The organism is Fictibacillus sp. BK138, assembly GCF_004216955.1.
Taxonomy (GTDB): domain Bacteria; phylum Bacillota; class Bacilli; order Bacillales; family Fictibacillaceae; genus Fictibacillus.
Window position 1 is genome coordinate 147713 of record NZ_SGXL01000001.1, and the last position, 15409, is coordinate 163121.

The 15409-nt window shown below is 39.5% G+C and carries 17 protein-coding genes; 13 read left to right on the forward strand and 4 right to left on the reverse strand.

The window, feature by feature from the left end; translation table 11 throughout:
* Window positions 1-6: 6 nt before the first annotated feature.
* The 8 genes from EV282_RS00760 (at window position 7) to EV282_RS00795 (ending at window position 8193) form a co-directional block, all read left to right on the forward strand.
* Window positions 7-912: a TadE/TadG family type IV pilus assembly protein gene (locus tag EV282_RS00760; protein WP_130292915.1), complete on the forward strand. Its 906-nt coding sequence runs from the start codon at window positions 7-9 to the stop codon at window positions 910-912.
* A gap of 8 nt (window positions 913-920) precedes the next feature.
* On the forward strand, window positions 921-1580 hold the full coding sequence (gene cpaB / locus EV282_RS00765; protein WP_130292917.1) for a Flp pilus assembly protein CpaB: 660 nt from the start codon (window positions 921-923) through the stop codon (window positions 1578-1580).
* Between the two features lie 41 nt (window positions 1581-1621).
* On the forward strand, window positions 1622-2470 hold the full coding sequence (locus EV282_RS00770; RefSeq protein ID WP_130292919.1) for an AAA family ATPase: 849 nt from the start codon (window positions 1622-1624) through the stop codon (window positions 2468-2470).
* Window positions 2471-2482: 12 nt separating this feature from the next.
* The gene (locus EV282_RS00775) at window positions 2483-3910 is read left to right on the forward strand and encodes a CpaF family protein (RefSeq protein WP_130292921.1); all 1428 of its coding nucleotides are present in this window, start codon (window positions 2483-2485) and stop codon (window positions 3908-3910) included.
* On the forward strand, window positions 3910-4872 hold the full coding sequence (locus EV282_RS00780) for a type II secretion system F family protein (protein WP_130292923.1): 963 nt from the start codon (window positions 3910-3912) through the stop codon (window positions 4870-4872). Before EV282_RS00775 ends, EV282_RS00780 begins: the two co-directional genes overlap by 1 nt.
* Before the next feature lie 4 nt (window positions 4873-4876).
* The gene (locus EV282_RS00785) at window positions 4877-5815 is read left to right on the forward strand and encodes a type II secretion system F family protein (protein WP_130292925.1); all 939 of its coding nucleotides are present in this window, start codon (window positions 4877-4879) and stop codon (window positions 5813-5815) included.
* A 231-nt stretch (window positions 5816-6046) separates the two neighbouring features.
* A complete protein-coding gene (locus EV282_RS00790; RefSeq protein WP_130292927.1) occupies window positions 6047-7627 on the forward strand; it encodes a bifunctional metallophosphatase/5'-nucleotidase in 1581 nt (526 codons plus the stop codon).
* A gap of 17 nt (window positions 7628-7644) precedes the next feature.
* Window positions 7645-8193, forward strand: coding sequence for a hypothetical protein (locus EV282_RS00795; protein ID WP_130292929.1), 549 nt, complete (start codon window positions 7645-7647; stop codon window positions 8191-8193).
* 54 nt (window positions 8194-8247) lie between these two features.
* On the opposite strand, the gene EV282_RS00800 is transcribed toward EV282_RS00795, so the two are convergent.
* A complete protein-coding gene (locus EV282_RS00800) occupies window positions 8248-8895 on the reverse strand; it encodes a sortase (protein ID WP_130292931.1) in 648 nt (215 codons plus the stop codon).
* The gene (locus tag EV282_RS00805; RefSeq protein WP_130292932.1) at window positions 8892-10364 is read right to left on the reverse strand and encodes a hypothetical protein; all 1473 of its coding nucleotides are present in this window, start codon (window positions 10362-10364) and stop codon (window positions 8892-8894) included. The genes EV282_RS00800 and EV282_RS00805 overlap by 4 nt, the downstream gene beginning before the upstream one ends.
* A gap of 135 nt (window positions 10365-10499) precedes the next feature.
* Between EV282_RS00805 and EV282_RS00810 the strand changes: the two genes are divergently transcribed.
* The 4 genes from EV282_RS00810 (at window position 10500) to EV282_RS00825 (ending at window position 12448) form a co-directional block, all read left to right on the forward strand.
* On the forward strand, window positions 10500-10874 hold the full coding sequence (locus EV282_RS00810; RefSeq protein ID WP_130292934.1) for an SLAP domain-containing protein: 375 nt from the start codon (window positions 10500-10502) through the stop codon (window positions 10872-10874).
* A 13-nt stretch (window positions 10875-10887) separates the two neighbouring features.
* The gene (locus tag EV282_RS00815) at window positions 10888-11604 is read left to right on the forward strand and encodes a lysophospholipid acyltransferase family protein (protein ID WP_130292936.1); all 717 of its coding nucleotides are present in this window, start codon (window positions 10888-10890) and stop codon (window positions 11602-11604) included.
* Between the two features lie 328 nt (window positions 11605-11932).
* Window positions 11933-12157: a hypothetical protein gene (locus EV282_RS00820; protein WP_130292938.1), complete on the forward strand. Its 225-nt coding sequence runs from the start codon at window positions 11933-11935 to the stop codon at window positions 12155-12157.
* The gene (locus tag EV282_RS00825; protein ID WP_130292940.1) at window positions 12158-12448 is read left to right on the forward strand and encodes a DNA-binding protein; all 291 of its coding nucleotides are present in this window, start codon (window positions 12158-12160) and stop codon (window positions 12446-12448) included.
* Between the two features lie 33 nt (window positions 12449-12481).
* Here the strand turns inward: EV282_RS00825 and EV282_RS00830 are convergent, their stop codons facing one another.
* Window positions 12482-12979 (reverse strand): YajQ family cyclic di-GMP-binding protein, encoded by a 498-nt coding sequence (locus EV282_RS00830; protein WP_130292942.1) that lies wholly within the window; start codon window positions 12977-12979, stop codon window positions 12482-12484.
* Window positions 12980-13153: 174 nt separating this feature from the next.
* Here EV282_RS00830 and EV282_RS00835 point away from each other — a divergent pair, with 174 nt between their 5' ends.
* The gene (locus EV282_RS00835; protein WP_130292944.1) at window positions 13154-13951 is read left to right on the forward strand and encodes an alpha/beta fold hydrolase; all 798 of its coding nucleotides are present in this window, start codon (window positions 13154-13156) and stop codon (window positions 13949-13951) included.
* Between the two features lie 227 nt (window positions 13952-14178).
* Here EV282_RS00835 and EV282_RS00840 read toward each other — a convergent pair whose 3' ends face one another.
* Window positions 14179-15393: an NAD(P)/FAD-dependent oxidoreductase gene (locus EV282_RS00840; protein WP_130292946.1), complete on the reverse strand. Its 1215-nt coding sequence runs from the start codon at window positions 15391-15393 to the stop codon at window positions 14179-14181.
* Window positions 15394-15409: the final 16 nt, after the last annotated feature.

Consider the following 15409-nt stretch of genomic DNA (forward strand, 5'->3'; position numbering starts at 1 on the left):
ATAAAGATGAGGCGTCTTATAAAAAAAGAAGAAGGTAATACAATCATACTTGTTGCGTTTAGCCTTGTAGCGCTCATAGCGATGACAGGACTCATTATTGATGGCGGTAAGCTGTTTTTAACGAAAACCCATCTGCAAAAAACAGCGAATGCTGCGGTTCTTTCTGGTGCTCAGGAACTAACACATGAAGAGGAATCGGTTCGCACGATTGTTCATGAAACACTTGAAAAACATAGTGAGAATCATAGTTTGGAAGATATGAAGATTCAAATGGAAGACAAAGTGAGTGTAGATCTTTCAAGAGAAGTTCCGTTGACGTTTTCACAGCTTTTTGGTTTTGATACGGTACCAGTAAACGTACATGCTGCTGCAGAGCTGGGAACGATGGGGAAAGCCGCAGGCGTTGCGCCGCTTGGCATCGATGAAAGTTTAGGTTTGGAATTTAATAAAGAATATTCGCTGAAAGTAGACCAGACTGGTGTTGAAGCCGGAAACTTCGGAGTTCTAGCTCTTGGCGGAACGGGTGCTGCAACTTATGAAGATAATCTATTAAAAGGATACCTAAACGAGCTTGAAGTGGGAGATGTTTTAGAAACACAAACAGGTAATATCGCCGGTAAAACACGTGCTGTCATTCAAGAACGAATCAATAGTTGTCCATATCCAGAAGGAGAAACACACCATCGGGATTGTTCTAGAATTATATTGATTCCTGTATATGAAAAGCTTGAATCAGACGGCAACCAGTTAAAAGAAGTAAAAATCACAGGGTTTGCTTACTTTTACATTACGAAACCTATGGATTCAAAAGACACTTCAATTACTGGAATGTTTATTAAACGCGCAGGAACGGGTTTTGTTAAGCCGGTTGATGTGAACAAAGGTGCATTTAGTATAAGACTAACAGAGTAGGTGAAGACATGAGAGCAAAACTCATTTTAGGAACGGCAATCTTTATGGGACTTATTACAACTTTTTTATTTTATAACTATATGGGTGATTACAATGCGGCAACCGTTCTTTCTGAAAACACGGTTAAAGTCGTAACTGCTAAACGCGTTATTAAACAGAATGAAAAAATTACAGCCGATATGCTGACGATTGAAAACGTTCCAGAAGCTTCTGTGCACCCAGATTCAGTAAAGAGTATTGAATCAATAGAAAATCACTATGCTACGACAAAAATGGCTGAAGGCGAGGTTTTCTTAACCCATAATGCCCGTACGACGACAGAAGAATCACTGCGTATCAGCCGAAAGGTAAAAGAACAATTCCGGGCTGTATCTGTTGGTGTTAATTTCGTACAGTCGGTTTCGAACCTAGTTGAACCAGAAGATTATGTGGATGTATTTGCTTCTATTAAAAAAGGCGATCAAATTGAAACAAAGCTGGTTTTGCAAAATGTAAGGGTTCTTGCGATCGGAAGAAAGATGGTGGAGCCGGTCGAAGGTGAACCGTATGTGGAATATAGTTCCGCTACATTGGAGCTGTTTCAAGATGATGTTCTAAAGCTTGTAAATGCAGAGGAGAATGGAAATATTCATCTTGCAGTACGAAGCAAACTGAAGAAAACAAAGTAAGGTTTAAGTCAAAGAATATGCGGAAAAAGGGGTAGGCAAGCATGGACAGCCAACTGGGAGAACAAAGAGAAGTGAAAAGACAGGTACGGGGCGAGATGATTGCAGTATGCAGTGCGAAGGGCGGAATTGGCCGCACCGTGATAACCGTCAACCTTGCTGTTGCACTCTGTAAAAAGAACATACAGATCGGTGTTGTAGATGCAGACTTTCAATTTGGCGATGTAAGTCTAGCACTGGATCTTCAGACCACTTTTACCATTAAAGATGTTGTTGAAGAAATACAGCAGATGGATCAGCATTCTTTGCTGAGTTATTTGAATCGGCACGAATCTGGAATAAAGGTTCTTGCTGCCCCAGAAAGACCGGAGCATGCAGATCTAATTGGGGAAGAAGCTGTCAGCAAGATTCTCGACTTATTATTAATAGAGCACCATTATGTTCTAACTGACACTGGAGTAGGTTTGCCAGAGCGAAACCTGCCGATCATCGAAAAAGCGGACCAGATTCTGCTTCTTACAAATCTTGAGATGGCGACGCTTAAAAACACAAAACTAATGCTGGAAACGTTCGATATGCTCGGATTGAAAGACAAAGTTCAGGTGGTTGTAAACCGTGCAACAATGGAAAGCGTCATCAATGCGTCAGACGTAGCGGATATCTTAGGCATAGAAAACCCTATCTTTATCCCGAACGACTGGCAGGTAGCTACACAATCTTTAAATATAGGAATTCCCTTTGTTGTAAATCAAGGAAAAACAGATATTGCGAAGGCTGTTTTTAAAATGGCTGAACAGATTTCAACTAGACGAGAAATCACTTTAATACCTGCTGAATCTAAAACAAGCAGCCTATTAACCAAGCTTTTCCGCAAATCAAAAGTTAAAAGTTAAGGAGAGGAACACATGAGTTTATTAGAAAAAATCCAAGCCAAAAATCCAGGTGGAGCCTCTCCGCAAGAAGAACAGCCTGCTGAACAGCAAGCTGCAGCTAAAAAGGATTTGCTGTCAACCTTTCGCCAGCCTAAAAAACCAGATGTGAAAGGGAACGATAAATCCTCTGAACGCCTGGAAAAGGTAACGAAGCATCAGCAGCTTAAAAATCTTCTGCACAAACAAATTTTAGATGAATTAAAAGATATTTCGGTAGAAGAGATTATTCCGAAACTAGATGGCATGGCCATTGATTTTATAAAAGATGATGAGACATTCAGAGGTGCAGTAGATCGCAAGAAGGTTATCGATGAACTGATTAATGACCTGACAGGGTTTGGTCCGATCAATCCATTGCTTCTTGATGAAAACGTAACGGAAGTCATGGTAAATGGTCCGAATCAAGTATATGCAGAGCAAAAAGGAAAACTTATATTAACACCTATTCAATTTAGAGACGATGAACATGTGCTGAATGTTATTGAAAAAATATGTGCACCAATCGGCAGAAGAATAGATGAAAGCAGTCCGATGGTTGATGCGCGCCTGCCCGATGGCTCTCGTGTAAATGCTATTATTCCGCCACTGTCTTTGATCGGTCCTACAATAACGATCCGTAAGTTTTCTAAAGACCCTTATACGATTGAAAATTTAATAGATTTTGGGACAGTTACGAGAGAAATGGCTGTATTTATTGAGGCTTGTGTAAAAGCCCATTTGAACATTTTTGTCAGTGGCGGAACAGGATCAGGAAAAACGACAACATTAAATGTACTTTCATCTTTTATTCCAGGTGATGAACGTATTATAACAATTGAAGATGCAGCAGAATTACAGCTTTGGCAGGAGCATGTTATATCGCTGGAATCGCGGCCGCCAAACATAGAAGGAAAAGGCGCGATTTCAATCAGAGATTTAGTTCGAAACTCTTTGCGTATGCGCCCTGACCGTATTGTAATCGGGGAGGTGCGAGGCGGTGAAGCGCTTGATATGCTTCAGGCAATGAATACGGGTCATGACGGGTCTCTTGCAACGGGTCACTCGAACTCGCCAAGAGATATGATCGCCAGACTTGAAACGATGGTTTTGCTCGGTGGTGTTGATCTTCCTGTTAAAGCGATACGCGAGCAGATTGCAGGAGCTGTTGATGTTATTATTCAGCAGGCACGCCTTAAAGATGGTACGCGAAGAATTACGCACATAACCGAAGTGCAAGGGCTTGAGGGTGATGTGATCGTCCTTCAGGATATTTTTGAATATAAGCAAGAAGGCGTTGATGAAAACGGTAAGATCATAGGACGTTTAGTGCCAACTGGTGTGAGACCTAAATTCTTTGAGCGCCTTGAACAATCTGGCATCCACATTCCACCAAGTGTCTTTATGGAAGGGGACTGGCAGTAATGGTTTATTTATTCCTGCTTCTTATATTACTGACTGCCTTTTTGTTCTTTTATGGATTGTTAAAGTTGATCTTTATGTCAAATAAGCGGTTAGAGCGTCGCATGAAGTATTTTTTAGAATTAAAAGGCGGGAAAAAGCCTAAGAATTCTAATTTCAATGCTTTTGTTCAAGTTCAAATGTATAAGCAGAAAGTGAGAGATGAAGTTCTCTCAAAGGAAAAAAATAAAAAGCTTTCAGTCATGCTTGAGCAAGCTGGTATTCCATTAAAGCCTGAAGAGTATGTGCTGTTTCAATGGATCTTGATCGCCCTATTAGCCATGCTTTTTTTACTGATCACAAACTCTTTCTTCCTCTTAATAATTGGAGCGATAATCGGTTTTATAACTCCAGGAATATGGGTTAAGAAAAAGAAGAAACAGCGAATTAAACAATTTAATGATGGTTTGCCGGATTTGATTACAACCGTTGTGGGTTCTTTGCGAGCAGGGTTCAGTTTTCCTCAAGCGTTAATGACAGTAGTTGAAGAGGCGCAATCTCCGGTAAAAGAGGAGATGGAGAGAGTACTGACAGAAATGCAGTATGGAAGCACGATTGAAGAAGCGTTAAATGAATTAAAAGTACGTATGCCAAGTGAAGACCTTGACCTTATGATTCAAGCGATTATTATTCAGCGAACGGTTGGCGGCAACCTTGCAACAGTTCTGGATAAGATTGTAGAAACCATTCGGGACCGGACAAAAATACAGCGCCAGATTACAACATTAACGGCACAAGGAAAACTATCAGGAATTATTATCGGACTATTACCGCTTATACTTGCGATTCTCTTATATATGATTGAACCAGATTATATCGGAACACTGTTTGAAAACGTGATTGGGTGGGTGATGATCGCATGCGGTTCTATTTCAGGAATCATTGGCTTTGTTTTAATCCGGAAAATCACAACGATCGAGGTATAGACGGATGATGTATTTTACTTTTTTTGTGACCATTACGTTAACAGCCTACGCGGTATATGTTTGGACGAGTGAAAAAAGACAGTTTGTAGAAAGGCGGCTTTCAACGGCGTTAGGGAAAAACGGTCAAAAAAGCAATCTGGAAACAGCAGCTGCCTTAGAAGGGACTGTTTCTTTTGCGGATCGATTCATTATGCCGTTATGGAAAGATTTTAAAAGAAGTTTCAAACGAAAAATGCCAGGTGAAAAAGAAGCAAAGATTGAAAAATTGCTAAACCAGGCTGGACATCCTTTTGGAATGACACCTGTAGACTATCGCATGCTGCAGATCGCATTGTTTGTTTTCTTTCCAATCGGCTCTGTGCTTTACAGTCAGCTGTTGAGCGTTTCGTTTGGGGCAGGATTGTTATTTTTTATGATAGGGTTTGGAATTGCTGCTTTTTTACCCGGTTTCTATTTAAAACAAAAAATTAAAACGAGAAATTATTTGGCATTGCGTGAGCTTCCAGATGTTTTGGACCTTTTAACCGTAAGTCTTGAAGCGGGATTAGGCTTTGATGGAGCATTAAGTAAACTAGTCTCGAAAAAAGATGGCGTTTTGACAGGAGAATTTCATCGCTGTTTAGAAGAGATGAGGCTTGGCAAGACGAGAAGAGAATCATTAGGTAAAATCCGTGAGCGGCTAACCGTTGATGAAGTAAATTATTTTATCAGTGCTATCTTACAGGCAGAAAAACTAGGAATCGGAATGGTTCAGGTGTTGAGAGTTCAATCGGCTGAAGTGAGAGACAGACGAAAGCAGCGAGCAGAAGAAGCTGCGATGAAAGCCCCTGTAAAGATGCTTTTTCCACTCGTTCTTTTTATATTCCCAAGTCTATTCATCGTTTTGCTGGGACCAGCGATCATTGATTTTGTACAGACCTTTACGGAAATGAATCGAAAGTAGTATGAGGTAATGCTGTAAAAGCGATTAGTTAATAACTTTGTATAAGCCTAAGGGATAAATTATTTCCTTAGGCTTTTTTAATTTATTATTTTTGTAGAAAAATGATTATTCCCGCGGAAATAATGTCGAATCCTCTGAACAATTTTACAAAAAGTGAGAAAACGATTTCTTTTTAATATCGGTTAAATAGTATAATACGAGTACTAGGTTTATAGAGGGAAGGTTGATGTTTTGGAAGAAACCATTCATATATATGTAACGAGTGATATACATGGAAACGTGCTTCCATTAACATATGGAAGCAATGAGAAAGCGGATTTGGGACTAGCTAAGGCTGCGGCTCTCATTAAAGAGAAAATAAATAAGAACGATAACTGTCTGTTAATTGATAACGGTGATCTCATCCAAGGAACACCGCTTACCTATCATTATGCGAGGCTGAATGCAGCATCCATCAATCCAATGGTGCTTCTATTAAACGAGCTTGAATTTGATGCAGCTGTAATCGGAAATCATGAATTCAATTATGGATTGCCTCTGTTACAAAAATCAGTAAATGAATCAAAGTTTCCATGGCTGTCTGCAAATATTGTATGGGAGGAGTCAGGTGAACCTCTTTTTGGTAAGCCTTATCTCATAAAAAACTTTAGAAGCGGCTGTAAAATAGCTGTTCTTGGCCTTACGACACAACATATTCCGAATTGGGAGAACCCTGAACACATAAAAGGCATAGCCTTTCTGGATGCCGTTGAAACGGCAAAAAAATGGGTTCCGGCTTTAAAAGAAAAAGCAGATATTGTGGTCGTTTCCTATCATGGAGGGTTTGAAAGAGACATAGAATCTGGAAAACCTACGGAGACATTAACTGGGGAAAATCAAGGATATCAATTATGTATGGAGGTTGAGGGTATTGATGTCCTTTTAACGGGTCATCAGCACCGTTTGATAGAAAACAGAGAAATAAATGGTGTAACGGTTATTCAGCCAGGTACACAAGGAACTTCGGTAGGGCATGTAGAAATAACAACTAGACAGAGTAACGGGTCTTGGAAAGTGGTCAATAAGAAATCTGCTCTTCTTTCTGCAAAAGGCTATGATCCAGATCAGACTGTACTTGACTTAATTGCTCCATATGAAGAAAAAGCTCAGGAATGGCTGGATCAGCCGATCGGCGTTATCGAAGGAGATATGGAGATTTCCGATCCGATGGAAACGAGATTAAAAGACACTCCTTTGATCGAGTTTATTAACAAAGTGCAGATGGATGCAGCGGGTACAGAGATTTCGAGCACGGCATTGTTTGATAATCGTTCAAGAGGGTTCTCTTCCCGGGTGACGATGCGTGATATCGTTTCGAACTACATTTATCCAAATACTTTAAAAGTCGTTGAGATCACAGGCCGTGATATGAGAGAGGCTTTGGAGAGATCGGCTTCTTATTTTGTCTGGAATGAGGATGGTACTGTAGGCGTAAATCCTGCATTTTCTGTTCCGAAGCCGCAGCACTACAATTACGATATGTGGGAAGGTATCCGATATACGATCGATCTATCAAAACCTTTTGGACAAAGAATTACTGAATTAACCTTCAAAGGTGATGAGGTAGATGATGACGCACTGTATCAAGTAGTAATGAACAACTACCGTGCAGGCGGTGGAGGAGACTACCATATGTTCAAAGGAAAGCGTATTGTAAAGGATATACCAATTGATGTATCAGAACTGATGGCTAACTATCTATTAAAAAGAGGTACAATACAGGCATCGTGTGATCATAGCTGGAGAGTAAAAGTACCATCTTCCAAAAAATAAAGGAATGGGTGGGGCGGTTGAGTAAGCAGAAGCTTTTTGTTTACCTGGTTATTATTGTCTTTCTCGCTGGCTGTTCAAGCGATGCTGGACAAGGTACGTTAAATGACAAAAACTTAAAACTGCAGGACCATATAAAAGGTGCTTACCCAAGATATTATGAACAGGTTTCAAAAGAAGAGGCACAAAAGGCTCTGCCGTTTTCTTTAGAACTTCCTGATAAGCTGCCGTTCAAAGTGGCTTTATCTACCTTTCAAATTTCAGATTGGGGAGAAAAAAGAAATATCCTCCTTGATTCTGTTTTTTATCCAAGGCAGGAAGGCAAGAATGTCTATTTAGCCTACCGGATCTCTAACTTTCTTCCGAATGCAGAAAAACTGGAAACGAACGAAAAGGTTAAGCTAGAGAACGGGGTAAAAGCCTATTTCTCTGGAAGTCCAGACTTGCCGATACTAGCATGGGAAGAGGACGGTCTGTATCATAAAATGGAATATTTGAAAGAAGAAGAGACCGACAGCAAGAAGGCAAAATCAAATTTGCTGAAAGCTGCGAGTTCTATCTATGAATAAATAAGAAAGCTGACTCGAATCGTGGTAAACACGGTTAAGAGCCAGCTTTCTCTATTAATTAATTCGTTCTGCTCTTACGATAAGACGAAACTCGTCAGAATAAAGGGGTTCGCAAGTTATTAATGTGATTTCTTCTTCTTTTTTAGCTTCTAGGACAGTAAGGTTGTCAGGCTTCACGACTGTTTTTTCATATATTCTGTACAGTATCGGTCCAGAAGTGGTTTCTATCTTGACCGTATCGCCTTTATCCACTTCATTTAAACGATGAAAGAACTGGCCGTATGTGTGAGAGCGATGTCCTGCCATAACGGTGTTTCCTTTTTCTCCAGGAAAAGATGTTGATGTCATCCATCCAATCGCATTTTGGAGATCTTTTTGTGTTACGCCAGGAACCATCATGGACTCTAAATCTATTTTAGGAATTGACATTTTTCCTATAACGCCTTTTTCCATTGCTTTTTTCTTGGATGATTCATTGGATGTGTTTGGATTTTCTTCGTTTTTATTCTCTGGTGCTTTAGCAGCTTTAACGGAAGGAAGAGTAAAAGGATTGTCATAAGAGGTGTTTAGGTCATTCCATTCCTTTTCAAGTGCCTGTTGTTCGCTGCTGGTCTGCCAGCCTGTTATTACAGGAAGAATAAGAAGAGCGATGCCGAGAAGAAAGACTGCAATTCCTCCGCGTTTTATCATTTTTTTATTCATGCCTGCATCCGGGCTGCTTTAACATACAGTCCGATTCCTAATAGTACAAAAAGTGATCCGAGCATTGACCAAGTTAACTGACTGAAAGGACTTCCTGTCTTAGGAAGGGTATTCACTGACCCGCCGGAAGCATTTGTTGGTTTCTCAACTGTGATGACCTCAGTCGTATCACTATCAGTCGAAGTCATGCCTTTGACAGTTGTTGAGAGTGTTGCGGCAACTCCATTCGAGCCTTCGGTCACGATGTCGGTTGATAGATCACTTGAAGAACCTGTGTACGTTCCCGTTAAGCTTACATGAAGGTTTGACATTCCTGCGTTCAAAGTAGGGATGATGATCCATATTACACCTTCTGTATCCATTTCAATTTTTGCTCCTTCTAATTCAGTAACTTTAAGGTCTTCAATTTTAACCGATTTAGGAAGAAGCAAGCGCAGTTTATACGTTTTTGCAGCTGCAGTGTTTTTGTTGTCGATGTTCAGTTTATAATCTAAACAAAGCTTGCCTTTTTTCATTTCAGCCATAAAATCGCCTTTTGCCATGATCTTCGTCCAGTCGATCTCAGGCATATCTGTTAAAGTGAATGTAAGCGGAGTAAGAGATACATCAGTCATTCCATCCATTCCAATCATCAGTGGAAGATGAAGTTTGTCCCATCCTTGCATTTTTTTCATGTTAAAGTGGAGGACAATATTTGAATCCCCTTTTACCATCTTAGGAAGATAAAGAATGGCATAGCCATCTTTGATTGTTACTGTAGCACCTTCAATGCCGGTAACCATCGCATCATGGATTTCAATTCCTTCAGGAAGCTTTAATTTCAGCATCACTTTTTCCATCATTCCGTTGTTCGAGTTGTGCATCATCAGCATCAGTCTTACCTTTACATCCTCTTTAAACCATTCCACGACCTTCGCTTCAGGTTTAATCATTACTTTATGAAGATCTATAACCGTTTTTTCTTCATCATTTTCTAATGGAAGCAAGAAGAATTTTACATCAAATGTTAATATCTCATCCTTTTCCATATCAGAAAGCGTTAGTTTAATACCTGTTGTAGTATCATAGTTTGCAATGATATCTTCTTTGTTGCGGTTTTTGTTGGTTTCAGTTATCAGTACTTCAGGAGGGTATGTAGTATCTAGCTGTGTTCCAGTGGGATAAGGGATGTTTACCGTTAAATTGCTCAATGAATCCATCGTTTTATTTTCAAGCTTAAACTTGTAAACCGGACGCATTTTATTTTCAGCATCGGGTACATTTCCGTTTAGGTTGATGGAGCCGCTTAATTTACGCATAGAATCACTTACGGTAAAATCAGAAAATGCAGTCACATCTGAGTGGATTTCTAGAAGGTTAACCGGCAACGTTTGAGTTTGCGCTTTTGAGGAATCATTTCCGGCAGCCAGGGCACTCATAGGCGCCAGCATGACACTTACTACAAGTAAAGCAAAAAACCATTTTTTCAAATAATTCACATCCCTTTCTAATTTTGGTTATTTGTGCACAAGGAAGATATACCCAAGAAAATTGTCGGAATAACCTCTTTTTTGAAAAATGTGTATAAAAATTTATGATAAGATGAATCGAAAGGGTGATAAACCTTGCAGAAATTGGTATTCGAATCCGCATGGGACAGGACTATAGCAGAAAAGGATAGACATGATATTGAGAGAGTTTTTTCTGAAATTAATGCTGAAGGAAAAGAAGGGTACCAAGCTGTTCTTTTAAAAACTGCATTTAATCATAAGCGTGAATTTTTAGTAACGGTTTTATTAAACAATTATTCTAAAATTCCGATGTCACTTTTAGGCAAGAAGGTCGTATACAAAGAGAAAGGTCAAACTTTAGGAGAGTTCGATTCGGAATATACATTGGAGGTTCCTGCTCAAACAAGTATGCCATGGACGTTTATATTTCCAGAGGGAAGTTTGCTCGATCCACCTAATGATGATTCAGGTGAGTTAATAATCAGTTAAAGGATGAGTAGTTTTGAGGACGATTATTTGGTTTGGTTATTTTTGGACGGTCTTAATTAAGTTGATACCTGCATTAAATCGCGTAAAGAACCTGCAGAAATCTGGCAGGATTAAAGAACGTGATGAATTGGCTGATAAAAAGGCGAAAGAATGGGCGAGGTCTTTAGTAAAGCTTACTGGATCGAACGTTTCCGTAAGCGGGGAAGAAAACATCCCGAAAGATACAGCTGTGCTTTTTGTAAGTAATCATCAAGGGAATTTTGATATACCTCTCTTACTGGGATATATTCAGAAGCCAAAAGCTTTTATATCCAAGATAGAAGTGAAAAAAATGCCGTTTATCGGAACGTGGATGGAGCAGCTGAACTGTCTGTTCATGGACCGGAAGAATGTGCGTCAGTCTGTAAAAGCGATCAATGAAGGTGCACAATTGCTTCAAAATGGTACATCTCTTGTTATTTTTCCAGAGGGGACGAGAAGTAAAGGGGATGACATGTCTGAATTTAAAGCGGGGAGTTTTAAGCTGGCGACTAAATCTGGTGTGCCGATCATTCCTGTTACCATCAATGGTTCTTATAAAATCATGGAGCAACAGGGATTCTGGATCAAGCCTGCAACCGTCCATATTGAGGTACATCCTCCGATCTATCCTCAACAGCAAGAGGCGAAGGAACTGGCTAGGTTATCAGAACAAATCATTAAAGAAGGCGTGAAAAAGGCGGTTTCTTAACATTTTGAAAAGGCACTTTCACTTTCGGTGTGGGTGTCTTTTTTAGGCGGACAATTTATTTGGTAAGTTATTTTTTGTTCGGTGGAGAAGAAAAATTGTACGGTTACGACACTTTTTTGTACGGTAAACATTGATTTTTGTACGGTCACCATCGATTTTTGTTCAGTCCTAATTTCTTTTGTGCATTTCAAAAAGACCTAGCAATCAAAATCTGAAATGGGAGCTTGTTTAAGAGGAAATACAAAATCAATTAAATCTTTATCTGTACGAGCCGATTCTTTATTTGTTATTATTGGAACATAAGGTAAAAATTACTAGGAGGAATACTATGACGGGGACAATTTCAGTCATTATGATATTCTCAATTCCAATTATCGCAATCGTATTGGGACATTTTCAATCACAGACCAAACTGAAGCACAAAATGCTTAAAGATGAGCTTGAACTTGAAAGGCTGAAGCACGATAACTATGTGATCGAAACGCAAAAGATGAGGCTGGAGCTTGAACAGATGAAACTTTTAGATACCAGCGACAAGAAAGAATCCGTATAAATGGAGATCAGTTTGCTATGGATCGGATTAGGGCTAGCGGCACTCGGATATTTTTTAGGGGATGGATTGAAGAATTTTAAGAATCCTGGCAACCGTTTTTCGGAGTATCCGGTGCTGATTAAAGAAAAAGATTTGCACTCATATGTGGGATTAACGGCTGATGAAGTAAATGAGCTTCTTCAAAAGTATCCTGATATACCTAAAATCGAACTAAAAGGTACGAGATACTATCAATATCATCATTTTTATGAGTGGCTTTCAACAAAAGAAAATTTTAAGCAAAAAGCTTGAGGAAAATAGTAAATCCCTCAAGCTTTTTTATGTTTATCTGTAGTTAATGAACTGCACGTCAATCGGCAGGTTTGCTTCTTTTACAAGGGCAATGATCTGCTGAAGATCGTCTCTGCTCTTTGCTGTTACACGAACTTGGTCATCCTGTACTTGGCTCTTTACTTTTAGACCGGAATTTTTGATCAATGTGTTGATTTTCTTTGCATTGTCTTTATCAATTCCAGTAACAAGCTTTGCACGCTGGCGAACGGTTCCACCTGAAGCTTGTTCGATCTTGCTGTAATCCAGGTTTTTCGTTGGAACACCGCGTTTAATCAGCTTTGTAATAAGTACATCTTTCAGCTGTTCAAGCTTGTATTCATCATCAGAAACTAAAACTAATTCTTCACTTGATTTATCAAGCGTGATCTCACTTTTGCTGCCTTTAAAATCATAACGGTTTGTAATTTCTTTTGTAGCAATATTAATGGCATTGTCGACTTCGGATAGATCGACTTGTGAAACAATATCAAATGAACTTTCTTTAGCCATTTTGAAACCTCCTGACTTCACTATCGTTAATATACCTATAGTATAAATAGAAATACGTCATGTTTCCAGTTTGTACACATTCTTTTGCCCAGATGGGGGTACAAAACATGTATAGTATGATAAAATGAAGGCTGGAATTTTTCATCGACGTTTAACCAATAGGAGGAGTACTTAGTGCTTCATTACAAAACTTATACACACGAAAAAAATCATCAATGGGTGATTTTTGTCCATGGAGCAGGGGGCAGTTCATCCATTTGGTATAAACAGTTAAGAGAATTCAAACAACACTTTAATATTCTGCTTGTTGATCTAAGAGGTCACGGAAAATCTCAATCTGATAAATTTCTGTTAAAAAAATATTCTTTTAAAGAAATAAGCCTTGATGTGCTTGAAGTTATGGACCATTTGAAGATTGAAAAAGCACATTTTGTTGGCATTTCACTTGGTACGATACTGATTCAGACGTTGGCTGAGTTGAAACCAGAGCGAGTTGCCTCTATGACACTTGGCGGGGCTGTAACGAAAATGAATTTCCGTTCACAGTTTTTAATCGCCATGGGGAATCTATGCAAATCTTTTATTCCTTATATGTGGCTTTACAGTTTATTCGCATGGGTGATCATGCCTAAGAAAAGACATGAAGCATCACGCTCACTGTTTATAGGAGAAGCGAAAAAGCTGTGTCAGAAAGAATTTAAGCGCTGGTTCAAGCTAACGCTGAAAATAAATCCGTTTTTGCAAAAGTTAACGAAAAAAGAAATGCCGATTCCTACACTGTATATCATGGGTGAGGAAGATTATATGTTCTTGCCGCCGATCCAGGCATTTATCGATAAGAAGAAGCATTCAAAGCTTTTGACGATTAAAGATTGTGGACATGTCTGCAACGTCGATCAGCCGGACATTTTTAATAAAAAATCGATTGATTTTATCAAAAAACAAATTGCCGCAGCACCGACTGCTTCATAAATTAGGAAAAGTCAGCTAAATTCAGCTGGCTTTTTCTTTTTGATTAGGTGCAAAAATACATCATCACATAAAAATAAGAGGTCATCACATAAAAAAGAGACAACATCACATAAAAAATGCCCTTCAACACATAAAAAAGAGGGTTCATCATATAATTATCCATTTTATGGAACTTTATATACACATGAAAAAGACACTTTTCCTAAAAGGGGAGAAGTGTCTTTGTTTCACAAGCTTACGGCCCTTGCTATTGTGAACAATCTGGATGCAGGGTGGAAGCCTTTTGTGATTAAATCTTTAATCATTTCCGCACCTAGCATACTGTACACGGTGCCATTGCCGCCAAAACCTAAGCAATAATATTCGCCTAAGCGGTTAGGGTGTTCACCGATATAGGGTAGTCCATCATGCGATTCGCCAAATGTTGCGCACCAGGAATGTGAAATTACAGGTGACAGATCAGGAAAGTGTTCCATGATCTTTTGCCTGATTCGCTCTCCGCGTTCTTCAATCAAGCCGTCATTTAAAGGCGCTTCTGCCTGATCTTCATCCAAGCCTCCTGCAATGATCCTTCCATCTTTCGTTGTACGCATATACAGGTACGGACGCTTCGTTTCCCAGATCATCCATTCTTTGTACCAGGTCTTTAAGGATGGGAGTGGTTCCGTTGCAATCGCATAGGAACGATTAAGGTCAGCGCCTAGCTGCTGTGCGAGAAAATCATTTTCGTATCCCGTCGCAAATATGATGTGCCTTGCTTGAACCGTTCCATTCTCAGATTCGCATGTAAACCCGTGTACGGTTTTTGTTTTTCGCATGAGAGGCGTTTCCTCAAAAATTCTTACACCAGCTGCTTCAGCATCTTTTAACATGGTATGAACAAATTTATACGGGTTAACATCAGCATCACCGCTCGTTACGAGTGCAGCTGGTTTTGAAAAAGGAAAACGTGAGGAAATCTCTTGGGGTTCGAGATATTCTACAGGGAAATCAAACTTCTTTAAAGCTTCATATTCACGGACTAGCTTTTGGACATCTTCAGCCGTACTGGCATAATAGAGGCTCTTTTGTTCTCTGAACTCAGGATCTTCTGATAAATTTTGTGCGGTCTTTTTTAATTTTTCTAATGCATTTTGACAAAGCTGATAAAAGTAAACCGCATCTTGCTCACCTTTTTGTTCGATCAGCTCGTGAAGCATTTTATCGCTTGAGAACTGTAAGAGTCCGGTGTTGGCTGATGAACTGCCATAGCCCGGCTTTCTTCTGTCAATGACGACAACGTCGAGATCGGTCTCTTTGCCTAACGTATAGGCACATAGCGCTCCGGACATTCCTCCGCCTACGATGAGCACGTCACATGTAATATTCTCTTCAAGTACTGGATATTGAACGTCATCGGTATATGTTGAAGGCCAAAACAGCTGGCCATTGTGTAAATTCATATTTACTCCTCCTCGT